The organism is Methylobacterium komagatae, from assembly GCF_042661665.1.
GTDB classification, from domain to species: domain Bacteria; phylum Pseudomonadota; class Alphaproteobacteria; order Rhizobiales; family Beijerinckiaceae; genus Methylobacterium; species Methylobacterium komagatae.
Window position 1 is genome coordinate 4,783,091 of record NZ_JBHSWN010000001.1, and the last position, 23,942, is coordinate 4,807,032.

The window sequence follows — 23,942 nt, forward strand, 5'->3', positions numbered from 1 at the left end:
CCCGGCCGCCAAGTTGCGCTGTTGCCGGCCGCCGAGGCGGGGGCGATGAGGCCGCCGGTCAGCTCCTCGTGCGCGGCGCCATGGCGCTGGGGGCTTGGCAGAACGGGCGCATCGCCAGCGGGCCGTTCCTGGAAGATCACGAAGATCCGTCGTCGCGGATCTATCCGATGGGCGACCTCGTGCGGCGGCGCCCCGATGGGCTCTACGAGTATGTCGGCCGGATCGACAGGCGGATCAAGGTTCGCGGCCTGTGGGCCGATCTCGGCGAGATCGAACTGGCGATGCATGGCATCGAGGGCATCGATGAAGCCGTGGCCGTCGCGACGGCAGGCCAGGAAGAGGCCGATTCGATTGCCGTCTACGTCAAGGCGGGCGGCCCGTCCCGTCCGTCTCAGGAGGTCATCCGTTCCGCCATCGCCGCCGCGACGGCGGAACACATGGTCCCGTCCAGGATCGTCTACGTCGACGAGATACCGCGCCTTGCGAATTTCAAAGCCGATCTGGTCAAGCTCGCCCGCACGGTGGGGTAGAACCGGCCGCGTTCGGGCAAGGTCGCGCCGGCGACTATCGAGGCCTGCTACAGGATCACGCTGGGATTGAAGGTCTCGTCGCTGAACGGCAGGTGGAAGCGAACCGCGATCCGGCCCGGCTCCGTCCGCACGATGACGGAGAAACGCTTGCCGACCGCGACCGGCAGGCCCTGCATCCAGAGACGGTGGCTCGCGGGCGGGGACAGGAGACGGATCCTCGCCCCGGACTTCGACAGATCGTCGATCTCGCCTTCGGCGATCATGTCGTGAGCCGAGCGGATCACGACCGTCCGGTGCAACGGCACGATACGCGGCGCGGCCCGCTGATCGATGCCGTTCCGCAGCCACATCAGGCGCGCCGCCACGCGGTCCCGGCGGGCTTCGCACAGGTCGGGAATCAGGGTGAAGCCCGTCCCTGTCGGGGATGCGACATGGCCGGCAATGAGGCCGATTCCATCGAGGCGGCACAGGACGGCCTCGCCGCCGCGGCCCGGCTCCGCCGCCGTGATCACCACGCGCTCGGGCGAGGTGATGTCAGCCTGACAGGGATGATCGCCTCCGCCGTCGAGCGACAGCCGTCCGGCGACTCTCACCGGCTTCATGGGGGAGGACTCCGCAGGGTCGATCACGTTCATGCCGCATCCTGCTCACAGCGCCGCGACCTCAGGAAAGCCCGCGCCTCTTCCGCCGGAAGCGGCTTGCTGAACAGGAAGCCCTGAACCTCGGTGCATCCTTCCCGGCGAACGAGGGCGAGTTGCTCCTCGGTCTCGACCCCTTCCGCAACGATCACCATCCCTAGCCGTTCGCCGAGCCCGGCCACGGCCCGGACGATCGCCGCCGCGTCCGGGTCGGCGATGTCGCGGATGAAGGTGCGGTCGATCTTGAGCTTGTCGAACGGGAAACGGCGCAGGTAGCTGAGCGACGAATACCCCGTGCCGAAATCGTCGAGGGCGATCCGCACGCCCAGGGCACGCAGCCGGTGAAGGCAAGCCAAGGCGTCGTCCGCATCGCGCATCAGCACGCTTTCGGTGACCTCCAGCTTCAGCCGCTGAGCCGGCATGGCCGCATTGACCAGCGCCGTCTTCACGTGCTCCTCCAGGCCGCCGCGGAACTGGACCGGAGAGACGTTGACGCCCACCCGCACCTGCTCCGGCCAAGTCTGCGCTTCGCGGCAGGCCTCCTGCAGCGCCCAGGCACCGAGGGGGACGATCATCCCGGTTTCCTCGGCCACCGGGATGAAGTCGGCCGGCGAGATCATGCCGTGGACCGGATGCTGCCAGCGCATCAGCGCCTCGAAACTGGTGACGGCGCCGCTCGCGATATCGATGACCGGCTGGTAGACGAGGAAGAAATCACCCCGGCGGATCGCCTCCTTCATGTCCAGGGCCAGCAGGTTGCGTGTGGCGGTGCGCGCATGCGCCGTTGCCTCGAACAAGCTGTAAGTGTTCCGGCCCAGGGCCTTGGCCCGGTACAGCGCCGTATCGGCCCGTGTCAGGACATCCTTGGCCGAAACCTCCGCGCCGGAGACCAGAACGACGCCGATGCTGATCGTGAGGTCGATCGAGAGGCCATCGACCTGGATCGGTTCATCGATGGCTGCGATGATCCGCTGGCAGACGGCGCAGGCCTCGGCCTCGCCGTCGATGTTGCCGAGGATGACCGCAAACTCGTCGCCCCCTGCCGGGAAACCGTGTCGTTCGCCCGAACCATCGCGCAGAGACGGCTAGCGACGATCCGCAGGACCGCATCGCCGATAAGGTGGCCGAGCGTGTCGTTGATGGTCTTGAACCCGTCGAGATCGCAGGCGAGCACGGCGAAGTGGTCGCGCCCGTGTTCCGTCTGCGCCAGCATCCGGTCGAGGTTCTGCCGGAAGAGGGTGCGATTGGGCAGGTCCGTCAGAGCATCGTGGTGGGCCAGATGGGCGATGTGCATCTCGGCCTCCTTGCGGCGCGAGATATCGATCAAGGTGCCGACGAGACGCAGGGCACGGCCCGCCGCGTCGCGCGCCGCCACGCGGGCCCGGTTGAGCACCCAGACGAAACCTCCCTCCGCTCTCAGGTACCGGTATTCGGTCTCCACGGCGGGGATCTGGCCCTTGAGATGCGCAACGAGCTGGGCCCTCACGGCCTCCCGATCGTCGGGGTGGACGGTCGACAGGTAGAAGCCGCCGGATCCGGTGGATTCGTCGCTGTCGTAGCCGAGCTTCGACAGCCAGCCCCGGGAGGTCCAGAGCGCGTCGGTCGTCAGATTCCAGTCGAACAGGCCATCCCCGCCGCTGTTCAGGGCGAGCGCCAGACGCTCCTCACTGATGCGCAGGTGCTCGCGACTCGCGCGCAACGCCTCCTCGGCGCGATGGCGGTCAGTCACGTCGAGATGCAGCCCGACGAAGCGAAGGGGCTTGTCTTCGTTCCCCTCGGCGATGGCGCGCCCATGCGATTCAATCCAGCGTTGCCCTCCGGCAGCATCGCTTGTCCGGGTCCGGTACTCGGTGATGTTCGTCGCCTGTCCCGCCTCGGCGCGCTTGATCGCCCGCCGGACCCGGGGCAGATCTGCGGCGAGGATGCGGGTCTTCAGTTGCGCCATCGAGACGATCACGGGTGCATCCTGTGCATCGTCGGGGACCGGCAGGCCATGCAGCCGCGCGCTCACCGGCGACAGGCTGACGAGGCCGGTGCGCATGTCCCAGACGTACTCGCCTGCGCCCGCAGCGACATGGGTCAGCCGTAGACGCTCCGTCGTTTGCTCGAGGTCACGCCGCGCCTTCACGCTCTCGTCGATGTCGAGGGCGGTGCCGAGCACCGAGACGATGTTCCCCTTGAGAAGGATCGGCGCCACCACGACCTTGTGCCAGCGGTAGGTTGCGTCCCAGCGGCGCAGCCGCACCTCGATTTCGGACCGAACCTCCCTGGTCTGCGCCTCACCCCAGACCCGGTTCAGGCTCATGAGGTCATCGGGATGGACGAGCGTGAGCCGGGCCTCCCGGGAAGAGCCGATCGGGCCGTGATACTCCTCGAAGTTCCGGTTGACGTAGGTCGTCTCTCCGGTCGCCACGCTGCTGATCAGGATCATCTGCGGCAGTGCCTCGGCCAGCGCGCGGTGGCGTGCCTCGCTGTCGCGCACGGCTTCATCGATGGCGTGGCGCACGCCCATGTCGAGCAGCACCTGAACCTTGCTGGCGAGCCGCTCGTGCAGATCGCTCAGGCTCAGATGGCCGGCGACCAGCGTCGCGATCTCGCTCAGTTGGCGGATTTGCTCGGCCTCGAAACGAGCCCATGGCTTCACATCGGCGATCCAGAGGATGGCCCTATGGCCCTGCCCGGTCAGCCCCGCAGGGATACCGGCGAGGAAGCGTGGATCTCCCTGCGTATCGAGGATGACGAGGGGGCGCTCAGCCGCGTCTTCCGCTCCGGGCCAGTCGTGGCTGACGTCCTGAGAGCCGTCCGGTGCCAAGTCCGCGTGGCCGATGATGAGGTGTCGTCCCGCATCGTACCAGCCGACGAAAGCGTACCGCGTTCCGAACAGCTTGGCGGCGATCCGGCAGATGGTATCGAGACGGCCGTCCCGTCTCGCCGTCGGCGCCGATTCCGGTCGGTGTGCTGTGCCATCCGGTATCGTCGGAGCGCGGAAGTCGTCCATCGTCAGACCCGTCATCAGTCGTCGTCTGTGTCGCCGATTGCGACGTGAACCGGTCCGGTTGGTGCCTTATGGCCGGACACGATTATCGAAGCTGTCGAGCCTGAACGGCTCGACGAATTGAGCGGAGACGCCGCCCGCGATTGTCCGGACTATCGAGGCCATACGTGCGCCGACACGGACCAAGAGCCTGACCAGGAGACCTCGATCCGGCTTCGGCATGATGGCCCTTCGAATCCGAAATTGTTTTGGATGCTACCGTCGAGAACCCGGCCCTAGGTGGCCCGGGACACGTTCCCGGCATCTAAAACCTGACGTTGATCTTGGTCGTCGACAATTGAACGACCGTTAACGTGGCAGGATAGGCTTGCTGTAAAGAAGTGAATACATAATTTCTACTATGATGCGTTTCTACTAGGGCGGTGTCGATGAACTAGCTCCGTCCCGTGGAAATGGCGATTTTTGTACAATAGCTGACTTATGTTGTGATTGCCCAAGTATTGTTTCGGACATAAGCTGCGCATCCGCTGCGACGATCTGTCTGTGCAGCCGGCGCGGATGAAGTTTGCTTGGCTACCGGCGCTGTCCTCAGCGGCAGTCGCTCGCGATTTTCCGATGAAGGCTACGCAACCCCGCGAGGCCGACATCCTCCGTGATCGCTTCGTGCCACTTGTCCAGAATGCGAATTCTGAAACGCTGCCCGTCGAGGATCGCTTTGAAGGCTTCGCCATCCAGCGCGACGAGACCAGCATCCTGCATGTCCGCCGTAGGTATCATGAAGTTGGACACGGACTGATCATTGATCCTGAACTGATAGTTGAAGATCGATTTCTTCGGAAGTCCCGTCACTTCGAGCCGGTCTTGCGTGACTTGGATCCGAGATTGCGCTTTGGGTGTGACGATACAGGTCGAGGCGTCGTCTGATTTCCTGAGGATCCAGTCTCCCTCGCTGGCGATGGGCTGGCCCGCAGACTGGGCGGCGGCACCGGATGCCACCAAGCATGCCAGGATTGCGCAGGTCGTGACCTTCATCCGGGTTCCCTCTTGCGGACGATCATGCGGTGCCAGGAAAGGCTCCGGCGCAGCTTCAAGAGTGCGGAGACGGGGACGTTCCGGGTGGTTGAGGCCGCACCGGGGCGAGACGAGGCGCATCCCCCCGGCCCGAGTTCCGGTCAACCCTCCCCCGGCTGTGCGCCGATCCTCTGCGCCGCAAAGCGTTCGCGAAGCCAGGCTGCGGCAGGGCCGCAGGGGCGTTGCTTGTGCCAGACCAGTTCAAGGGCGATGGGCCAGTCGCCCTGATCGAACCGAAGCTCCGGCGTGACGAGATACGGCGCCGTGAGGGATGCGGCGATCACGTGGTCGGTGACGAAGGCCCAGCCGATGCCATGCTTCACCATTTCCAGGATGACCCAGTGGCTTTCCACCCACCACACCTCGGCAGCCACCCGAAGGCGCCGCTTCTCCGGCCCGTCGCCGCGCGCGGCCACGAGGATCTGCCGGTGGCGCTTCAACTCCTCCCACTCCACCCGCTCCTTCGCGAGCGGATGATCGCGGCCGCAAACGAACTTCAGGGGCACCCAGCCGATGGTCTGGAAGCCGAGTTCCGTGGGCAGGACCTCCTGTCGCCACATCACGCCGAGGTCGGCGGCGCCGGATTGCACCATCCGGCTGACATCCTCCATCAGCGGAAAGAGCAACTCCAGTTCCACGAAGGGGAAGACCTGGGCGAAATCGGCGAAGAGGGCGCCCAGGGCATGCTCCGGATAGAGTTCGTCGATGGCGACGACCAGCCGGTTCTCGATCCCCTGCTCGAGGCTGCTCGCGACGCCGATCAGGTGCTCCCGCCGGTCGAGCACCACGCGCGCTTCCAGCAGTAGCCGCTCCCCCGCCGGGGTGAGGACCGGATTCCGGCCCGTCCGATCGAACAGGACGAGGCCGAGATCCGTCTCGAGGTTGGCGATCTGCGTGCTGACCGCCGATTGTGCCTTCCGCAAGGCCCGCGCCGCCCCGGAAAAGGATCCAGCCTCGGCGGCTGCCACGAACGCTTGAAGCTGATCCAGCGAGATCGCCATCTATCTGTTTCTCAGATACGTCCCAACTTGCTGATCGGGTTATCGCAGATAGAAAGCGGCCAACAAATCCAGCTTTCCAGAGCGAGACCATGCGCAGCACGCGAGACCGAATCCGGCACGCCATCCTGTTCGAGGTGGTGGGCCTCCTTCTGATCATTCCCCTGGGGAGTGCGGTGTTCGGCCTGCACGCCTCCGACATGGGCGTCATTGGCGTCGGCAGCGCCCTTGTCGCGACGAGTTGGAACTACGTCTACAATCTCGGCTTCGACCGGACGATGCAGCGGTTGATCGGGCACACCCGCAAGAGCCTCGTCCTGAGGGTCGCCCATGCGGTGTTGTTCGAGGCGGGGTTGCTGATGATCCTGATGCCGCCGATCGCGTGGTACCTCGGCATCGGCCTGGTCGAGGCGTTCTTCATGGATCTGGCGATCGCCGCCTTCTACGTGGCCTACGCCTTCGTGTTCAATCTCGCCTACGATTGGACATTCCCGCTTCCCAGCTGGAACGAGATCGAGGCGAAGCCGTCCCATTGAGGTGGGTTCTGCGCTAACGAAGGAGCCATGCAGCCCAACGCGACCGAGAGCATCCGTCTCCCGTTCAAGGCGCCCTACGACTGGGACGGGGTGCAGGGCTATCTCGCCGCCCGCGCCATTCCGGGCGTGGAACTCGCGGGCCCCGGTTTCTACGCCCGCACCTTCGCCTCGGGCGGGACGCACGGCGTCGTCAGGATCGCGCTCACGGACGGGAATGCCGTCCTTCTGACGGTGACGGGGCCGGCTTGCGATGCTCCCGCGCGGGCCGCGGGTCTGCTCGATCTCGAAGCCGATCCGGAGGCGATCGGGCGGGCGTTGTCGAGCGATCCGTTCATGGCCGGGCTGGTCGCGGCCCGTCCCGGCTTGCGGGTGCCGGGGGCCTGGGACGGGTTCGAACTCGCGGTTCGTGCCATCCTCGGGCAGCAGGTCTCGGTCGCAGCCGCGACCCGTCTGGCGGGGAAGCTGGTCGCGGCCTTCGGCACGCCGCTGGATGGCGTCTCCGAGCCGGGGTTGAGCCATCTCTTCCCGCCACCCTCCTCCCTCGTTGAGGCCGATGTCGCGCTGGCGCTCAACATGCCCAGGGCGCGAGGAGCTGCCATCCGTGCGCTGGCCGCCGCGATTCTTGCGGAACCGGACCTGTTCGATCCCGGCCAAGGTCTCGCTCAGGCCGTTACCCGCCTGAAGGCGTTGCGCGGCATCGGCGATTGGACAGCGCAGTACATCGCCATGCGTGCCTTACGCGAAGCGGATGCCCTCCCCACGGGGGATATCGGCCTGCTCCGCGCGCTCGAAAATGAGGCCGGCCGCCCGACCGCCAAGGCCCTGGACGCGCGATCCGAGGCTTGGCGGCCGTGGCGTGCCTATGCCGTGCTGCACCTCTGGGCGCATGACGCCGCCCGGCTCCACAGCACGGCTCTCAAGGGACCGGCGGCCTGAGCCGTTCAGCCCTTCTTGCCCTGCTTGAAGCTCTGGATCGCGCCCTGACAGCCGGGCGAGAGCTTGGCCATGTTCTTCTCGAAACAGGCCTGCGTCTCGGGGCCCTCCTCAGGCGGCATGTCTCCGCAGAAGGTGGTGAAATCGCCCATGCATTGCTGCTGAAGCGCGGCCTTGTCGTCGGCCGACATCGGGGCGGCGAGGGCGGAAATGGTCGTCGCAGACAGAAACAGCGCGGTCGTGATCGAACGTACCAGCATGATGGCGCCCCTCCTCATATCGATGAACGGGGCAGAAAGCCGGAGGGGCGGGAAAGCGTTGCACGCTGAGAGGCTGTCAGGCCCACAAAAAAGGGGCGCCTTTGGAAGGGCGCCCCTCGAGCCTTAATCCGGTTCGAACCGGGATCAGTCGTCCCAATCGTTGTAATGACGGTGGCTGCGGCGCTCGATCACGCGCACGGCGGGACGGTCCCAATCATGGTCCCGGAAGCGCGCGCCGCGGTAGCCGTCCCGATAACCCTCGCGCACGATGACCCGCGAGTGACCGTAGCCCGGCGCAACACCGTAGCCGTACCCGCTGCCCCACTCGTGGGCCTGGGCGGAGGAGGCCGCGCCCAGGAGCGCGGCACCGGCAGCCAAGGTCATGACGAATTTCTTCATGCTCAGTCTCCAATTACGAATTTGAGCGATCAATGCTTACAGGAATGATATTGTTCCAAATTCAATGATCATTGTCACTTAATTTGCGTTCATGTGAAGTTCATCTGGCGAGCGGTGGCGCCTGACTTCATCTGCGTGTCGTATTGGAGCCGAGCTTCATCTTGGCGTTCTCTAGGTGGCTCAATCGCATCGAAGAGCCGAATGGGAGACAACACAGCCGCGTAGTCCCGCGCGGAACGGTTTCGGGCCGTACGCCGTAATGGCCCGAAGCGGAGCCGCTGCGGGGAATCGTCCATGGTGCGCGTGTTGAGTCTGGTCTTGCTGGCCACTGCCCTGCTGTCCGCGCACGGCGCGCTCGCACAGAATTCGGTCGAGCCGCAGGCGGTCGAGGACAGCGAGCCTCGCCCCGGCCCGCCGCCTCCCCTGCCCGATCTCTCGGACCCCAACGGACGCGCGGGCGAGTCCCTGGGCGAGCCCGGCGAACGCTCCGGCATCCCCAAGGCTTTGCGCTCGTCGGGCTCCCGGGCGGGCGGACCAGCCAACGAGCCCAACCCCAGCGGGCGCGTTGAGGAGCCGGCTCCGCCGAAGGGCGACCTCGGCCAAGTCGTCGCGGGCAAGGAACTGTTCCACGGCAACTATTGCGGGAAGGGACAGCGCGGCGAGGGGTTGCCTCCGACCGACGATCTCGACGCCGCCTGCATGCGCCACGATGCCTGCTATGACACGGCCGGATACAGTTCATGCGCCTGTGACGCGACGCTCAAACGGGAAGCTACCCTCGTCTCGGACAGCCCGAAGGCCTCGCTGGAGGTCCGGCGCCGGGCTCTCAGCGTGATCGAGGCGGCGGCGGCGATGGAGTGCCGCACGCCGTAGAGGCCGCCTGCCCCGCAGGCGTGTCGCAATGAATCCTCAACGCCCATCGTCTTTAGTTTGGCCAATAATCGGGTTGCCAACCGCTCGTGTGAGACTTCGACGATGGACACGTCGCCTCTCGTCTGGGAAGCCGTCACGGACCCCGCCGAGCTGTGGCGCCTGAAACCAGATTGGGATGCCCTCTGGCGCGCCGCCGACGGCGATCACGTCCAGACGGAGCGCGCCTGCTTCCATGCCTGGAACAACGACGGGGACCCCTCCCCGCGCCGCCTCCACGCCATTGCCGGTCGGCGGGAGGGGCGCCTCGTCTTCCTCTGGCCCCTCGTCGTCCGGCGGCGGCATGGCCTGTGGTCCATGGTAACCCAGCTCGGGCCTCAGGCCGGGGAGCTGACCTCCGTGCTGACGGAGCCGGGGCCGGAAGCGGTGCCACGAACGGCAGCGGCCTGGGCGTTCATGAAGCGGACCTCCCGCGCCGACATCGTCTGGCTCGACTACATCAAGCTCGGCTCGCCGCTTCATCAGGTCGTAACTACCGATTCACGGCGGATCGGCGGGGTGGGCATCAACCCGGACATCGCCCCTTACGTGCGCTGGCCCGAGACGATGGGCTTCGACGAATACTATGCGTCTCTCAGTGCCAACACGCGCAGGACCCTCGGCAAGAAGCACAGGGCCCTCGCCAAAGCCGGCGAGGTGACGTTCGCGGCGGAAACCGACCCGCAGCGGAGGGCGAGTCTCGCCCGCTGGATCCTGGAACAGAAGCGTCACTGGGCGGACAAGACCGGCAAGCACGGCCCTTGGCTGACGGCTGCGGCCTATGACGGCTTCCTGCGTGACCTGGCAGGGGATTCCTCCGCGACGGACTGCATCGTATTCGCCCTATCGGTGAACGGCGAGGTGGTCGCCGCGATGCTGACCAGCATGAGCACCCGGCACATGGACTGGATCATCGCGGGCTATGATCCTGCCTGGAGCCATCATTCCCCGGGCCTCGTACTGAACGAGCATGGCCTGCGCTGGGCTCACGAGCGCGGGCTGACGGTGGAACTCGGACGCGGCGCGGAGATCAACAAGAGGTTCTGGAGCCGGGGCGCTTGCCACGACATCCTCTCCTTCCGCCTGACGATCACGCAGCGGGGCGCCGCGATCGATGCCCTGCGCAAGACCCTGTCGCGAATGCGCCACCTTGTGCGCCGTCCCGGCCGGGACGGGGAAGCGAGCGCCACCCCGGCGCGCGGAGAACCCTCCCCCGGCTGAGTTCGCCCCCCGCGACGGTGGCGCTTGGGCTCAGCTCCCGCGATAGGTCGAATAGCTCCACGGGGTGATGAGCAGCGGCACGTGGTACTTCGCTTCAGGATCCGAGACGCCGAACCGCACCGGCACCCGGTCGAGGAACGGCTGCCCGGCGGTCAGGCCCGCCTTGGCGAAATACGGGCCGATCGCGAAGATGAGTTCGTAGGTCCCGGCCGTCAGGGCCTCGCCCGCGAGCAGGGGGGCGTCGGTACGGCCGTCGGCATTGGTCACGTCCGAGGCGATCGTCTCGCCCGTGCCGTCATCCGCGAGGCGCCGGAGTTCGATGGCGATGCCGGCCGCCGGCTTCCCGGAGGCGGTGTCGAGGACATGTGTCGAGAGATGGCCCATGGCGCCCTCTGGAGTGGAAACGCCCGCACCTGTCGCCCTCGTGGGGTGATCTCTGCCGGGCCTGTGAAGCCACGCGAGACGACCATGCGCCGGGGGCTCCGGCAACCCGAAAAGCGCCCCGCATTTTCCGAACCATTTTGAAGGTCCTTGGCGCGGGGGCGGCTCGCGGGCCGGCCCGGTTCGAGGCACATCTATTGCTGCGGCTCAGGCCCAACCATGAGCCGACGGCGCGGCCGACCCCGGCCCCGGCGACAGATAACGGAGGATATCCGTCCCATGTATCCGATCCTGCATGAATGGGGCGGGTTCCTCATTCGATGGACCCATGTCGTCGCCGCGATCGCCTGGATCGGCGCGTCGTTCTATTTCATGCACCTCGATGCCAGCCTGCGCGCCATCCCGGCCATTCCCGCGGGCAAGGGCGGCGAGGCCTGGGAGGTGCATGGCGGCGGCTTCTATCAGGTGCGCAAGTACCTCGTGGCACCCGACCGGATGCCCGAGCACCTGATCTGGCACAAATGGCAATCCTACTCGACCTGGCTGTCGGGCTTCTTCCTGCTCTGCTGGGTCTACTATGGGCAGGCCGACCTTTACCTGATCGACCCGGCCGTGCGGGTCATCACCCCGGCCACGGGCGCGTTCATCGGCCTCGGCGCCCTCGCCCTCGGCTGGCTCATCTATGACGGGCTGAACCGCTCGGCGCTGGCGAACCGCCCGCTCATCCTGGCGAGCGCCGTGTTCGCGACCGTCGTCGCTTTCGCCTACGGCTTTCAGCAGGTCTTCTCCGGCCGGGCGGCGATGCTGCATACCGGCGCGGTCATCGCCACCTGGATGACGGGCAACGTGTTCTTCGTGATCATGCCCAACCAGCGCAAGGCGATCGCCGAGCTGGTGGCGGGCCGCGTGCCCAACCCTGCCTGGGGCAAGCAGGCCAAGAACCGGTCGTCCCACAACAATTACCTGACCCTGCCGGTCCTGTTCTTCATGCTCTCGGGCCATTACCCGCTGGCGTGGTCGTCCTCCCTCAGCTGGATGATCGTCGGCCTCGTGGTGATCGCGGGCGGCGTCGTGCGCCATTTCTTCAACGTGCGGAATGCGGGCGGCGGCGACCGCTGGTGGACCTGGGGCGTGGCGAGCGCCTGCGTCGCGGCGGCGGTGGCGATCAGCGTCCTGACCTCGCCCGGCGTCCGCGAGCGGGTCGGCCTCGCTGTCGAGCGGGAGGCGACCACGGCCTCCCCGACCCAGACCGCCAGCGTCACGCCCTCGAAGGTGGCCCTGGTCGACGACACGGTGATGGGCGTGATCGGCTCGCGCTGCTCCATGTGCCACGCTCCCGAGCCGCTCTGGCCGGATCTCGCCGCCCCGCCGAAGGGCGTGCTGCTCGATACGCCGGAGCATGTGGCGCGCTTCGCCTCCGCCATCCGCACCCAGGCCGTGCTCACCCACGCGATGCCGCCGAACAACATCACCGACATGCAACCCGAGGAGCGGCAGGAACTGGCCCGCTGGCTCGCCGCGCAGTGATATCCCGCTCGGGCCCCGTTCGAGCGTTACAGGATCCAAAACCGTGACCGACAAGCCATTCGATGACCTGCCGCGCGACTTCCTCGGCTACGGCGAGAACCCGCCGACCGTCCGCTGGCCCGGCGGCGCCCGCGTCGCGGTGCAATTCGTCCTGAATTACGAGGAGGGCGGCGAGCGCTCCGTCCTCGATGGCGACCCCCATGCGGAGATCTTCCTCTCGGAGATCGCGGGCGCCCTGCCCTTCCCGAGCCGCCACATGAGCATGGAGAGCCTGTACGAATACGGCTCCCGCGCGGGGGTGTGGCGGATCCTGCGCCTGTTCCGGGATCGCGGCTTGCCCCTCACCGTCTTCGGCGTAGCCCAGGCGCTGGCGCGCAACCCGGCGGTGATGGACGCCTTCCTGCGTGACGAGCACGAGATCGCCGGGCACGGCTGGCGCTGGCTGCCCTACCAGGACGTGCCGGAAGAGCTTGAGCGAGAGCATCTCGCCCGCGCGGTCGAGACCATCCAGGGCCTGACCGGGCAGACGCTGCTCGGCTGGTATACCGGGCGCGACAGCCCGAACACCCGCCGTCTCGTGGTCGAGCAGGGCGGCTTCCTCTACGATTCCGACAGCTACGCCGACGACCTGCCCTATTGGGTCCGCGTCGGGGGCAATGACCACCTCGTGGTGCCCTACACCCTCGATACGAACGACATGCGCTTCTCCATTCCAGGCGGCTTCCCCTCCGGCGAGCAGTTCTTCGCGCATCTCAGGGACGCGTTCGATTGTCTCTACGCGGAGGGCGCATACGCCCCGAAGATGCTGTCGATCGGCCTGCATTGTCGGCTCGTCGGGCGGCCCGCGCGCCTCCCCGCCCTCGCCCGCTTCATCGACCATGTGCTGAGCCATCCCGACGTCTGGGTCGCCCGCCGCATCGACATCGCCCGCCATTGGGCGACCCACCACCCCGCGACCGCGTAGGAACGCTTGCGTCCATGACCGCCCTGTCCGAACTCAATGCGCTGCCTCAGGACGCCTTCGTGGCGCGTCTCGCCGAGATCTACGAACATTCGCCGTGGGTCGCCGAAGCGGCGTGCGCGAAACGGCCCTTCGCCTCGCGCGAGGCGCTGCACGGCGCGATGGAGGCGGTGGTCGCGGGGGCCGACGAGGACAGGAAGCTCGCCCTGCTGCGCGCCCACCCGGAACTCGCCGGGCGCGCGGCCCAGCGCGGCGAACTGACCGCCCATTCCCGCAGCGAGCAGGACGGCAGCGGACTGCTTGCCGCGCCGGTCGATGCGGTGGCGCGGATGCAGTCCCTGAACCGCGCCTATTCCGACCAGTTCGGCTTCCCCTTCATCATCGCCGTGAAAGGGCTCGACCGCGAGACGATCCTCGCGCGGCTCGAAGAGCGACTCGAGAACGATGCCGAGGCCGAGCGGGCGGAAGCCCTCCGGCAGGTCGGGCGCATCGCGGCGTTGCGTCTGGAAGCCCTGATCGAGGGCTGAGCCGGTGCTCAGGCCGGTCGCTTGCCCACGCGCGCGAGCTCGCCGGTGACATGGGCGCGCAAGGCCTCATGCGTCATGTCCACGAAGGTCTTGGTCCGCGCGGACAGCATCTTGCGCGAGGGGTAGAGCAAGCCGAGCGTCGCGGAGGTTGGGGGTGTCCCTTCGAGCACCGGGACGAGGCGCCCCTCCGCGATGTGGGCTGCGACCTCGAAGAGCGGCTTCATCACGATGCCCTCTCCCGCCAGCGCCCATTCGGTAAGGGTGTCGCCGTCATCGGCGTCGATATGGCCCGAGATCGGCAGCGTCACGGTCTCGTCGCCATCGACCAGCGTCCAGCGGAATTGCTCGGAGCCGGGGAAGCGCAGCAACAAACAATCGTGCTGCAGCAGATCCGACGGCTCGGCGGGCGCCGGATTGCGATCGAGGTAGGACGGCGCCGCGCAGAGGATGCGCTCGATCTCGGCCACCTTCCGCAGGGTGAAGGTGGAATCGCGCATCTGCGACAGGCGGATCGCCACGTCGACCGCCTCCTGCACGAGGTCGAGCAGATGCTCGGACAGGCGCAGGCGGACATCCGTCTCCCCATGCCGCTCGCGGAAGAGCGGAACGAGCGGCGCCACCACCCGGCGGCCGAGGCCGATCGGCGCCGTGACCTTCAGGACGCCGCGCGGGGCCGCACCCGCCGTCTCCACGCTCTTTTCCGCCTGTTCGACGGCCGCCGTGATGTCGAGGCAGCGATCGTAGAAGATGCGGCCGGCCTCGGTCAGGCTCATGCGCCGGGTCGTGCGGGTGAGCAGGAGGCAGCCGAGATGCTCTTCCAGCGTCTGGATGCGGTAGCTGATCACCGAGGGCGAGAGCCTCAATGAGCGTCCCGCTGCCGAGAAGCTGCCGCTCTCGGCCGAGCGCATGAAGATGCGGATGCTCTCGAGCGAGATCATAGGCAGGATCTTCAGAAGGCGTTTGAAACTGTCAACGAAATTTCCCCGCACATCCTGCGGTTTACGCCGCTAAGCTGCGGTCCTGTCAGCACCCGTTCGACCTTGCCTCAAGCGGGCGGACCAACCTTCGACGGATCGGACCATGGCGCATTCCCCCTATAATCCGCCGAGCGGCGGCCTCCCCGGCCAGACCCAGTTGATGACCGGCCGCGCCGTGTTCACGGAAGCCTATGCCGTGATCCCGCACGGGGTGATGAGCGACATCGTCACCAGCGCCCTGCCCTTCTGGACCGGCACCAAGGCGTGGATCCTGTCGCGCCCGCTCTCGGGCTTCTCCGAGACCTTCGCGCAATACCTGATGGAGGTTGCCCCCGGTGGCGGGAGTGACCGGCCGGAGCCGGATCCCCAGGCCGAGGGCGTGGTGTTCGTGGTCGAGGGACAGGGCACCCTCACGGCCGATGGGGGGACACATCCGCTGCGGGCGGGCAGCTATGCCTATCTCGCCCCCGGCACGGCCTGGACGCTGCGCAATGACGGCGGCGCGGCCCTGCGCTTCCACTGGGTGCGCAAGGCGTTCGAACCGGTGCAGGGCCTTGAGGCGCCGACCACCTTCGTCACCCATGAATCGGCGGTCGAGCCCCTGGGCATGGTTGGTACGGGCGGCGCCTGGGCGACGACGCGCTTCGTCTCGCCGGACGATCTGCGCCACGACATGCACGTGAACATCGTGACGCTGCGCCCCGGCGCCTCGATCCCCTTCGAGGAGACCCACGTGATGGAGCACGGCCTGTTCGTGCTGGAGGGCAAGGCCGTGTACCGGCTGAACCGCGACTGGGTCGAGGTCGAAGCGGGCGACTTCATGTGGCTGCGCGCCTTCTGCCCTCAGGCCTGCTACGCGGGCGGCCCCGGCCCGTTCCGGTATCTGCTCTATAAGGACGTTAACCGGCATCCTGCGCTGCGCGTCCAGGGGAGGTGTTCGTTGAGTGATCGTCTGCTGACCGCGCGGCCCCTGACTGCCGAAAGCTTCGCGCCCTTCGGAACGGTCATCGACACGAAAACCGTTTCGCCGCGCCCGATGAACGCGGGCAAGGCGCGCCGCTTCCATGACCTCGCCGAGATCCTCGTCTCCGGCGAGGAGGCCCGTGCGGTGGTCGGCCTCGTGGAGGCCGAGCCTTATCCCGTCCCGCTGGTCTTCTCCCTGGTGGAGCGGCATCCCTTCGGCAGCCAGGCCTTCATCCCCATGAGCGCGGCGCCGTTCCTCGTGATCACGTGCCTTGACGAGGAGGGGCGGCCGGGCCGCCCGCAGGCGTTCCTCACGGCGCCGTGGCAGGGCGTCTGTTACGCCCCCAATACGTGGCACGGCGTGCTGACGCCGTTCGGACAGGCGCAGAACTTCGTCGTCGTGGACCGCGCCGGAGGCGGCGTGAACCTGGAAGAGTTCACCTACGACGAGCCTTGGACGGTCTCGCTGCCAGAGTGATAGCTGCCGTCATTGCGAGTGCAGCGAAGTAATCCCGGGTGATCGCTTCGCGTGTGCTCGCAATGACGATCGGCCATCAGAACACGTGGAAGGCGACACCGGCGAGGAAGCTCTTCTCTTCCGTGCCCTTGAAGTTTGCGGTCTCGACGTTGCCGAACTTGTTCAGCCAGTACTGGAAGCCGATGAACACATCGACCCGGTTGGGCTGGTCGTAGACGAGCTTGCCGAGGTCGAGGACGAGGTTGGTCCGCGACAGGAATTCCAGGCCGCGCGGCGGGTTGAACGGGAAGGCCGCCACGTTCTGCACGCCTCGGCCCTTGGGCAGGACGATGTTGTTGAAGCCCGTGATGCTGAGCGGCAGGCCGGTGAAGGTCAGCGGGAAGCTGTAGACCACCTCGAACTCGGGCACCGTGTCGAAGCTCTGGTCGCGATCGGGCTGGACGTTGAAGCCGTTGCGGTTCCACTCCTTGTAGGCGTGGACGGAGAGGTTGAGGAACCCGGCGGGCACGTCGAAGGCGAAGTTCAGGCCGCCGACCACGTCGCGTTTCTTCGAGCCGAAGGCGTCGTTCTGCGAGTTGGCGTCGAAGCCGAAGGCCAGGGACACGTCCTTGACGAGGCCGGGGATGGTGAAGGCCTTGGTGCCGGACAGGGCGTTGAGGCTGAGCGTGCCGCGATACAGGCCGTAGGCTTCGGTGTTGCCGTAATCGGCGAAGAACGGGTTGGCGATCGTTCCGGGGGGATTGGTCGTGCCTGCGGGAAACTGCGAGCCGGACTTGAGGATGTCGAGGGAGAAGAAGTTGGTGCCGTAGGCCCAGGCGTCGGCGTGGGAGATGTTGAGGATCTGCTTGGGTGCCTCGCGGGAGACGAAGCTGCCATCGGCCCGCTGGATCTGGACGCCCGGCGAGACGGTGGGGAACTGGTAGCGGTAGCTGATCTGCGTATCCGCGAAGAGGAAGAACGGCGCATCGACCGGCTTCTCCGCCGGGGTGACCGGCGCCGTGGAAGACGCTCCGATCTCGGTCGCGTGGACCGCGTAGGACATTCCGAGCGGCACCAGAGCCGCCACCCATCGACGAACCAACTTCATTGTCGCCCCCATTCCACCGGCCGCCTTCACTTCGAAGCGTCGGCCCTTAACCCCGCGCGCTGGCGCGCCACCTCTTCCGCGGAGACCGGCGCGCTCTGCCCGCCCCACTCGGCCCGCATCCACGTTCCGAGCTCCGCGAGCGCCGTGTCATCGAGAAGGTTCGCGAAGGGCGGCATGGCCTCCATCCGCTCGTTGCCGGGGAAGCGTTGCGCGGGCAGCCCGTGCAGGGTCGCTCGCACGAGCCCGCTGCCGCTCGCCACGCGCATCAGCGCGTTGGTCCGAAGGGGCACGGAGACGTGGGGAATACCCTCCCCCGCCTGCCCATGGCATCCGGCGCAGAGCCCGGCATAGGTCGCCTGGGCGCGGGACGCCACGGCCTGCGGAACCGCGACGGGCGTCGGTGCGACCGGCTTCTCCGGCTCGCTCGGCAGGGCGTCGCGATCGAAGAGATAGGCCGACAGGGCGGTCAGGTCCGCCTCATCCATGTGCTGCGTCGAGAAATGCACCACGTCGAACATCTGGTGTGTCGCCCCGCCCTGGGCCGACAGGCCGAGCCGCATGAACTGCGCGAGCCCGTGCGGGTCGAATCCCATCCGGCGCAGGCCGTCCGGCGTGATGTCCGGCGCCTCGACTCCCTCGATCGTCGCGCCGCGATAGCTGGCGTCAGCGCGCATCGCCTGGATCAGGTTGCGGGGCGTATGGCACTCGCCGCAATGGCCGAGGGCCTCGGCGACATAGCGTCCGCGATTCCACACGTCCGACCGGTTCGGATCGGGCTCAGCCACCTTTGCGAGCAGGCTCAGGACGTTCCAGGCCGCCAGCGTCCAGCGCTGATCGAAGGGGAAGCCGAGCGTGTTCGCCTTGTTCGCCACCGCCATGGGCGTGCGGGTCATCAGGTAGGCGTAGAGCGCGTCCACATCCTCCGTCGAGAGGCCCCGGTAGGAGGTGTAGGGCATGGCCGGATAGAGGTGCCGCCCGCCCGGCGCGATCCCGTCGCGCAGCGCCCGGTGGAAGTCGGCGCGGCTATACCCGCCTATCCCCTCGGGCTCGGGGAGATGTTGGTGGCGTGGATGATCCCGAACGGGGTCTCGAGCGGCAGACCGCCCGCCCAGGGCGCACCGCCGCGCGCGGTGTGGCAGGCGAAGCAATCGGCCGCCGCCGCGACCTTGGCGCCGCGTGGCGCCAGGGCCTTCATCGCATCCTGGCTCAGAGGCGCCTCGACGTCCTGCGCCACGGCGCTGCGTTCGAGGATACCCGAAGCGAGGAGGCCGCCCGCAACCAGGGCGCTCGCGGCAAGCACGGCACCAATGCGCCGGGCCGGCGTGGAGAGGGACAAGATGGCCATGGCGGCTCTCAGGCGATCGTCAGGCCGGGGGTCGCCAGCACGAGGTCGCGCACGGCCTGGTGGTAGCGGACATAACCCGTGCAGCGACAGATATGCGGGTCGAGGGCGTCGGTGACGACGCGCTCGACATCCTCCCGGTGGATGGGCTTCCGCTTGAGCTTCTCGATGAGAACGCTCGCCCCGGTCACGAAGCCCGGTGTGCAGTAGCCGCACTGGAAGGCGAAGTTCTCGACGAAGGCCTTCTGGACCGGCGACAGCACCACCGTGCCGTCCGCCTCGGTCTTGGCGTGGCCCTCGACGGTGCGGACACTGCGCCCCTCGAACCAATGGGCGCCGGTGATGCAGGTGCGCATCTCGCGCGGGCCCGCCTCTTCCTCCACCATCACCGTGCAGGCGTGGCAGATGCCCTGACCGCAGCCCATGCGGCTGCCGGTGAGTCCCAGCCATTCGTGCAGGACGTCGAGGAGGCTCGTTCCGACCGGGACGGGGATGGGGCCGACCCTCTCGCCGTTCACGCGCAGCGTCAGATCGCGGATTTCGATGGCGTTGCTCATGCCAGTGCCTCGCGGATGCGCTCGGGCCGGATGGGGAGTTCGTGGAAGCGGTGGCCGATGGCGTGGGCCACGGCGTTGGCGAGTGCCGGGACGACCGCGATCATCACGACCTCCGCGATGCCCTTGGGCGGATCGGTCTCGGAGAGCGGTGGCAGGATCTCCACCGTCTGGTTCCAGGGGGCCACGTCGCGGGCGCGGGGCAACTCGTAGCGGTTCCAGTTCCACGTGCCGTCGCCGGGGCCGTCCTCGTAGAGGGGCAGCACCTCCTTGAGGGCGTGGCCGATCCCCATGGCGAGCCCACCCTGCACCTGTCCCGAGACCAGGGCGGGGACGATCTGGCGGCCGCATTCGAGGATCGAATGGTGCGAGAGGATCGTCACCTCGCCGCTTCCGGTATCGACCGCGACCTCGGCGAGCGTCGCCATGGGCGAGTAGTAGGTCGTGCCGACATTGTTGCGCTGGGTCGGCGGGTAATGGGCCGCCATCCGGGGCAGGAAGTGCCAGCCCGCGAGGTCCATCAGGGCACGGCGATCGGGGCTCGCGCCCGCGCCGTAGCGCAGCGACAGGGCATCGATGGGCAACCGCGTCCGCCCCGCACTGGGCAGGTCGAAATCGGCTTCGGCCCATTGCCAGCGGTTGAAGGTGTGGAGGGTCACGCCGACCGGCAGACCGAGCCGGTGCGCCTCGGCCGCGACCTCCTCGAGCGACAGGGTCGCGAGCCCGCCCCCATCACCTGGCCGTCCGCGAGCCGCAGGGTGTCACGGGTCAGCTCGTTGTACGAGGCCAGCGCGCCGCCCTTGCCGCCGCGCGCCCAGAGGAGCGCGCGGCGGGCCAGATCGCGTGATCGACGAGGAACTTCGCCGCCGTTCGCGTGGCATGGCCGAGGTAATAGGCCGAGTTCGTCGCGCTCATGGGAGAGGTGAAGCGCGGCGTCCAGCGGGGGTCCTGCGCCCGCCGATCCTCTTCGGCTTGCGGCGTCGTGTAGGGCTGGTCCGTGGTGTGAAGCGGCATTTCGGGCCAGCGCACCACGCCGAACTCGGTCTCGGACGGCACCCGGCCGAGGATTTCGCCCACCATCGCGGCCTGCGAGGTGGTGACCCCCGGGCCCATCTCGTGGGCGACATGGCGCAGCCGCAGGCGGCCCTGGCCGTCGAGTTCGAGGGAGGCGACGGCCGCCTCGGCTCCGGTGCCGTAATCCTTGTGCACCTGGGCGAAGCCGACGCCGTAGCGGTGGCCGGGATGGGCGGCCTCGTAGGCCACCTTCCGTGCCTCGCGCTCCCGCCAGAGCGGATGGGCGGCGGCCTTGTTCAGGATCTCTTCGTTGCGTAGCGCCCCCGCCGGAACAGCGCCCTGACTATTGCGCTGGCCGGTGCGCATCACGTTGCGCAGGCGCAATTCGATGGCGTCGATCTTGAGCAGAGCGGCGGCCTCATCGACCAGCATCTCAGTGGCCGACATGGTCTGGAGCGTGCCGAAACCGCGGGTCGAGCCCGCCTCGACGGCCCGCGAGGCGAGCGCGATGGCCTGGAAGTCGCTCTTCGGCAGGTAGTAGATCGACTGGGCGGCGGTGGCGCCGACGAAGGAGACCGCGACCGAGTAATTCGGGCGCCCGCCGCCATCGCAGGCATAGCGGCCGGTCATCGCGCGGAAGCGGCCGGTCGCCTTGTCCACGAGCAAGGTGGTGTCCATGCGGAAGGCATGGCGCTTCAGGCCGTTCTGAAACTGCTCGAACCGGTCGTTGGCGAGCCGTACCGGGCGCCCGGAGCCATAGAGGGCGGCGACCACGCAGAGGAATGGGAAGATGTGGTGGTCCTTCGTCCCGTAACCGACCGTATAGCCGACCTTGAGATCGACTTCCTTCAGCGGGTACCGGGATTTCGAGACGAGTTCGGCAGCGGCCTCGGCGACGTCGTAGGGCGATTGCGTCGCCATCATCAGGCGCAGCGTGCCGGTCGCCGGATCGTACCAGACGTTGCCGTTATCGGCTTCCATGGCCGAGGCGTCGGTCGATTGCGACTGGTAGGTCCGGCGCATCACCAGGGCGTCCTCGCCCGCGCCGTCGATCTCGGCGGCGATCGCTGCGGCGGCTTCCATGCCCTTCGGGAACAGGCCGTCCTGGCCGGGGGCGGGCCAAGCGGGCTCGTCACCGGAGAAGCCCGCGAAGATCGGCGAATGCTCGTAGGGCGAAAAGCGATCGGGTGCGTCGGGCGTATCCCCCTCGATCCGCACCCAGCGCGAGGCGCCGTAATGAGCCGGAGGCTTGGGGCCGGTCTTCTCGCCGTATTGCACCACGTCGTCGGCGAAGCGCAGCGCACGCTTGGCCGCGTTGAAGCGGGGGAAGTCGTTGTAGATCAGGATCGCGACCGGCTGGCCGAGCAGGCGCGGGGTCTGGCCTTGGGGCACGAGGAACCAGTCGCCGAAAAAGTCGGCATGGGGCACCGTGACCTTGTCGGCTACCAGATCCTCGTGCCGGACGATGCGGTCCGGCTGGAGCGAGTCCGGGAGGCGCGACAGATCGAGGCCGGAGAAGCGGCGGTCCGCGCTGGTCGCCGCGATCAGGAAGGCGTGCGCCTGCTGCTCGGGCCATCCGGCGAGATCGCGGGAGCGGTAGTCCCGGGAAAAGGTCTTGGCTCCCGTGACCTTGGCGACCGCGTCGAGGCGGATGCGGGGCTTGCCGGGGGCGGTCCAGCAGGAGCCGGCCGACAGGGCGGTCTGCGCGAGCTGAGCCTTGGCCGGGGCCTCCAGGAAGGAGACCTTCACGGCGACGCCCGCCGCCGCACCGGCTTTCAGGAAATTGCGCCGCGAGAGCGCCTTGGTGTGATCGGCGGGCATGGCGTGTCCCCTCAGGCCCGGTCCAGGGCCGCCTCGGGCGGGAAGGCGTGGCCGTGATCGGCCGCGTGATGCTCGGCTCCGGCGCCGAGGCGGTCGGAGTTCAGGAGCAGGTTCAGGACGATGGCGCCGATGGCACCCAGCGTGATGCCGCTGTGCAGGATCGGCCCGGCCCAATCGGGGGCGGTGGCGGCGAAGAGCTTGGGCGCGGCCATCGGAATGAGGCTGAGGCCGATGCTCACCGCCACGACGATCTGGTTGCGCCGGTCCCCGAGATCGGATCCGCCGACGATCTTGAGGCCCGCCGCCGCGACCATCCCGAAGATGACGATGCCGGCGCCGCCCAGTACGGCGGGCGGGATCGAGGCGACCACGAAGGCGACCTTCGGGAACAGGCTGATGGCGAGGATGATGAAGCCGGCCGCGACCGTGACGTAGCGGCTGCGCACCCGCGTCATGTTCACAAGGCCCACGTTCTGGGAAAACGAGGTGTGCGGGAAGGTATTGAGGCAGCCCGCGATCAGGGTGGAGAGTGAATCCGCCATCAGGCCGCGCGTCAGGGTACGCTTGTCGACCGGACGCCCGACGATGTCGCCGACCGCGAGGAACATGCCCGTCGACTCGACCAGCGTGACCATCATCACGATGCACATGGCCGCCACCGCCGTGAGGTGGAAGGTCGGCCAGCCGAAATGGAACGGGGTGACGAGGGCGAGGAGCGGACGGTCGGCGAGTCCGTCGAGCCGGAACAGGCCGAGCGGCCAGGCGATGCACAGGCCCGCGACGAGGCCGATCAGCACCGCGACATTGGCGAGGAACCCGGTGGCGAAGCGGCTGATCACGAGGATCACCGCCAGCACGAAGGCCGCGACGCCGAGATGGACCGGCGCGCCGAAATCCGGGGCGCCGAAGCCGCCGCCCGCCCAGTTGATCCCGACCGGCAGCAGCGTGACGCCGATGATCAGGATCACCGTGCCGGTGACGAGAGGCGGGAAGAAGTTCGCGAGCTTCGAGAAGAACGGACGCAGCAGCAGGCCGAAGAGACCCGCGCCGATGGTCGCGCCGAAGATGCCGGGCAGGCCGATCGTCGGGTCCTGCGCCATCGCCACCATCGGGCCGACCGCCGCGAAGCTGACGCCCATGATGACGGGGAGGCGGACGCCGAACATCCCGAAGCCGAGGGACTGGATGAGGATCGCGATGCCCGTCACGAGGAGATCGCAATTGATCAGGTAGGCGACGGTCTCGGCGGGCAGGTTCATCGCCGCGCCGAGAATCAACGGGGGCGCCACCGCGCCGGCGCTCATCACGAGCACGTGCTGCATGCCGTAGGCGAGCAGCTTCGGAAGGGGTGGGATCGCGTCGACCGCGTCCACCTCGCGGGGAATCCTGTCCTGCGCTGTCATGAGCGTGTCCTCCGCCAGCCGGGACCTGTCGAGGCGTCGTCCCGTGATGGTGTCGTCAGGGATCCGCCGTTTTCGGCCGGGCCTCTTCCGGGTCCGTGCCGCCTTGGGGCGGGGGGTTGGGGTTGGTCGCTTGGGGAGCCGTGCAGCCCCTTCCTCGCCTCGGGCGGGAAGGGGTGGCCCTCGGCTCTCGCCCCAGGGTCATGCGCCGCCTACTTGGCTGGCTCTCAAACCTTGCATGGCTGGCCAGGAATGCCATGGGCGAATTTCGGAAGCACTTTGCGAAAATTCGCCAAGGTCGCCGGATGAAGCTGCCGTATGATGCGTGGAGCTGACGGCCCCCGAATGGCGCGCCCGTCACGGCGTTCCTGCTGCCGAGGGGGTAGCATCTGGCCGTGGGGGAGCGGCGCGGCCCATGCG

Annotated in this window: 24 protein-coding genes and 2 pseudogenes; 10 read left to right on the plus strand and 16 right to left on the minus strand. The window is 67.7% G+C overall.

Annotated features, from left to right (window positions below):
- Positions 1-68: 68 nt before the first annotated feature.
- The gene (locus ACFQE0_RS23595; RefSeq protein ID WP_378973969.1) at positions 69-530 is read left to right on the plus strand and encodes an AMP-binding enzyme; all 462 of its coding nucleotides are present in this window, start codon (positions 69-71) and stop codon (positions 528-530) included.
- A 47-nt stretch (positions 531-577) separates the two neighbouring features.
- Here the strand turns inward: ACFQE0_RS23595 and ACFQE0_RS23600 are convergent, their stop codons facing one another.
- The 5 genes and pseudogenes from ACFQE0_RS23600 to ACFQE0_RS23620 all read right to left on the minus strand — a co-directional run bounded on the left by ACFQE0_RS23600 (position 578) and on the right by ACFQE0_RS23620 (position 6,235).
- Entirely contained in the window at positions 578-1,132 is a 555-nt protein-coding gene (locus tag ACFQE0_RS23600) for a pilus assembly protein PilZ (RefSeq protein ID WP_378973972.1), read from the minus strand.
- A gap of 29 nt (positions 1,133-1,161) precedes the next feature.
- Positions 1,162-1,965, minus strand: a complete 804-nt coding sequence (locus ACFQE0_RS23605) for a putative bifunctional diguanylate cyclase/phosphodiesterase (protein WP_378975658.1) — start codon at positions 1,963-1,965, stop codon at positions 1,162-1,164.
- Positions 1,966-2,022: 57 nt separating this feature from the next.
- Positions 2,023-4,181 (minus strand): annotated as a pseudogene (locus ACFQE0_RS23610) (sensor domain-containing protein); the annotation flags it as partial.
- A gap of 570 nt (positions 4,182-4,751) precedes the next feature.
- The gene (locus ACFQE0_RS23615) at positions 4,752-5,195 is read right to left on the minus strand and encodes a hypothetical protein (protein WP_378973974.1); all 444 of its coding nucleotides are present in this window, start codon (positions 5,193-5,195) and stop codon (positions 4,752-4,754) included.
- A 140-nt stretch (positions 5,196-5,335) separates the two neighbouring features.
- A complete protein-coding gene (locus ACFQE0_RS23620; protein WP_378973977.1) occupies positions 5,336-6,235 on the minus strand; it encodes a LysR family transcriptional regulator in 900 nt (299 codons plus the stop codon).
- 89 nt (positions 6,236-6,324) lie between these two features.
- Here ACFQE0_RS23620 and ACFQE0_RS23625 point away from each other — a divergent pair, with 89 nt between their 5' ends.
- Both ACFQE0_RS23625 and ACFQE0_RS23630 read left to right on the plus strand, forming a co-directional pair.
- The gene (locus ACFQE0_RS23625) at positions 6,325-6,768 is read left to right on the plus strand and encodes a PACE efflux transporter (RefSeq protein WP_378973979.1); all 444 of its coding nucleotides are present in this window, start codon (positions 6,325-6,327) and stop codon (positions 6,766-6,768) included.
- A 27-nt stretch (positions 6,769-6,795) separates the two neighbouring features.
- Positions 6,796-7,704: a DNA-3-methyladenine glycosylase family protein gene (locus tag ACFQE0_RS23630; protein ID WP_378973982.1), complete on the plus strand. Its 909-nt coding sequence runs from the start codon at positions 6,796-6,798 to the stop codon at positions 7,702-7,704.
- Positions 7,705-7,709: 5 nt separating this feature from the next.
- Here ACFQE0_RS23630 and ACFQE0_RS23635 read toward each other — a convergent pair whose 3' ends face one another.
- Together ACFQE0_RS23635 and ACFQE0_RS23640 are read right to left on the minus strand one after the other, a co-directional pair.
- Entirely contained in the window at positions 7,710-7,961 is a 252-nt protein-coding gene (locus ACFQE0_RS23635) for a hypothetical protein (protein ID WP_378973984.1), read from the minus strand.
- A 144-nt stretch (positions 7,962-8,105) separates the two neighbouring features.
- Entirely contained in the window at positions 8,106-8,360 is a 255-nt protein-coding gene (locus ACFQE0_RS23640; RefSeq protein ID WP_378973986.1) for a hypothetical protein, read from the minus strand.
- A gap of 303 nt (positions 8,361-8,663) precedes the next feature.
- On the opposite strand from ACFQE0_RS23640, the gene ACFQE0_RS23645 reads away from it, so the two are divergent.
- Together ACFQE0_RS23645 and ACFQE0_RS23650 are read left to right on the plus strand one after the other, a co-directional pair.
- Complete coding sequence (locus ACFQE0_RS23645) at positions 8,664-9,233, plus strand: hypothetical protein (RefSeq protein WP_378975660.1); 570 nt, start codon at positions 8,664-8,666, stop codon at positions 9,231-9,233.
- A gap of 102 nt (positions 9,234-9,335) precedes the next feature.
- Entirely contained in the window at positions 9,336-10,490 is a 1,155-nt protein-coding gene (locus tag ACFQE0_RS23650; RefSeq protein ID WP_378973989.1) for a GNAT family N-acetyltransferase, read from the plus strand.
- A 30-nt stretch (positions 10,491-10,520) separates the two neighbouring features.
- Here ACFQE0_RS23650 and uraH read toward each other — a convergent pair whose 3' ends face one another.
- A complete protein-coding gene (gene uraH, locus ACFQE0_RS23655; RefSeq protein WP_378973991.1) occupies positions 10,521-10,874 on the minus strand; it encodes a hydroxyisourate hydrolase in 354 nt (117 codons plus the stop codon).
- Positions 10,875-11,150: 276 nt separating this feature from the next.
- On the opposite strand from uraH, the gene ACFQE0_RS23660 reads away from it, so the two are divergent.
- From ACFQE0_RS23660 to uraD, 3 genes are read left to right on the plus strand one after another with little or no spacing between them, the layout of a single operon-like run.
- Positions 11,151-12,398, plus strand: coding sequence for a urate hydroxylase PuuD (locus ACFQE0_RS23660; RefSeq protein ID WP_378973994.1), 1,248 nt, complete (start codon positions 11,151-11,153; stop codon positions 12,396-12,398).
- Positions 12,399-12,441: 43 nt separating this feature from the next.
- Positions 12,442-13,362 (plus strand): allantoinase PuuE, encoded by a 921-nt coding sequence (gene puuE, locus ACFQE0_RS23665; RefSeq protein WP_378973997.1) that lies wholly within the window; start codon positions 12,442-12,444, stop codon positions 13,360-13,362.
- A gap of 14 nt (positions 13,363-13,376) precedes the next feature.
- Positions 13,377-13,886, plus strand: coding sequence for a 2-oxo-4-hydroxy-4-carboxy-5-ureidoimidazoline decarboxylase (gene uraD / locus ACFQE0_RS23670; protein WP_378973999.1), 510 nt, complete (start codon positions 13,377-13,379; stop codon positions 13,884-13,886).
- Between the two features lie 8 nt (positions 13,887-13,894).
- Here the strand turns inward: uraD and ACFQE0_RS23675 are convergent, their stop codons facing one another.
- On the minus strand, positions 13,895-14,824 hold the full coding sequence (locus tag ACFQE0_RS23675; RefSeq protein WP_378974001.1) for a LysR family transcriptional regulator: 930 nt from the start codon (positions 14,822-14,824) through the stop codon (positions 13,895-13,897).
- Between the two features lie 142 nt (positions 14,825-14,966).
- Here ACFQE0_RS23675 and ACFQE0_RS23680 point away from each other — a divergent pair.
- Positions 14,967-15,782, plus strand: a pseudogene (locus ACFQE0_RS23680) (bifunctional allantoicase/(S)-ureidoglycine aminohydrolase); the annotation flags it as partial.
- Between the two features lie 21 nt (positions 15,783-15,803).
- Positions 15,804-16,304, plus strand: a complete 501-nt coding sequence (locus tag ACFQE0_RS23685; protein ID WP_378975662.1) for an ureidoglycolate lyase — start codon at positions 15,804-15,806, stop codon at positions 16,302-16,304.
- Positions 16,305-16,380: 76 nt separating this feature from the next.
- On the opposite strand, the gene ACFQE0_RS23690 is transcribed toward ACFQE0_RS23685, so the two are convergent.
- The 7 genes from ACFQE0_RS23690 to ACFQE0_RS23720 all read right to left on the minus strand — a co-directional run bounded on the left by ACFQE0_RS23690 (position 16,381) and on the right by ACFQE0_RS23720 (position 23,525).
- On the minus strand, positions 16,381-17,391 hold the full coding sequence (locus ACFQE0_RS23690) for a hypothetical protein (protein WP_378974004.1): 1,011 nt from the start codon (positions 17,389-17,391) through the stop codon (positions 16,381-16,383).
- 26 nt (positions 17,392-17,417) lie between these two features.
- Complete coding sequence (locus ACFQE0_RS23695) at positions 17,418-18,347, minus strand: c-type cytochrome (RefSeq protein WP_378974007.1); 930 nt, start codon at positions 18,345-18,347, stop codon at positions 17,418-17,420.
- Between the two features lie 77 nt (positions 18,348-18,424).
- Positions 18,425-18,736: a hypothetical protein gene (locus tag ACFQE0_RS23700; protein ID WP_378974009.1), complete on the minus strand. Its 312-nt coding sequence runs from the start codon at positions 18,734-18,736 to the stop codon at positions 18,425-18,427.
- An 8-nt stretch (positions 18,737-18,744) separates the two neighbouring features.
- Positions 18,745-19,290, minus strand: a complete 546-nt coding sequence (locus tag ACFQE0_RS23705; RefSeq protein WP_378974012.1) for a (2Fe-2S)-binding protein — start codon at positions 19,288-19,290, stop codon at positions 18,745-18,747.
- Complete coding sequence (locus ACFQE0_RS23710; protein ID WP_378974014.1) at positions 19,287-19,946, minus strand: molybdopterin cofactor-binding domain-containing protein; 660 nt, start codon at positions 19,944-19,946, stop codon at positions 19,287-19,289. The genes ACFQE0_RS23705 and ACFQE0_RS23710 overlap by 4 nt, the downstream gene beginning before the upstream one ends.
- A gap of 109 nt (positions 19,947-20,055) precedes the next feature.
- Complete coding sequence (locus ACFQE0_RS23715) at positions 20,056-22,122, minus strand: xanthine dehydrogenase family protein molybdopterin-binding subunit (RefSeq protein ID WP_378974017.1); 2,067 nt, start codon at positions 22,120-22,122, stop codon at positions 20,056-20,058.
- Positions 22,123-22,133: 11 nt separating this feature from the next.
- Complete coding sequence (locus tag ACFQE0_RS23720) at positions 22,134-23,525, minus strand: nucleobase:cation symporter-2 family protein (RefSeq protein WP_378974019.1); 1,392 nt, start codon at positions 23,523-23,525, stop codon at positions 22,134-22,136.
- Positions 23,526-23,942: the final 417 nt, after the last annotated feature.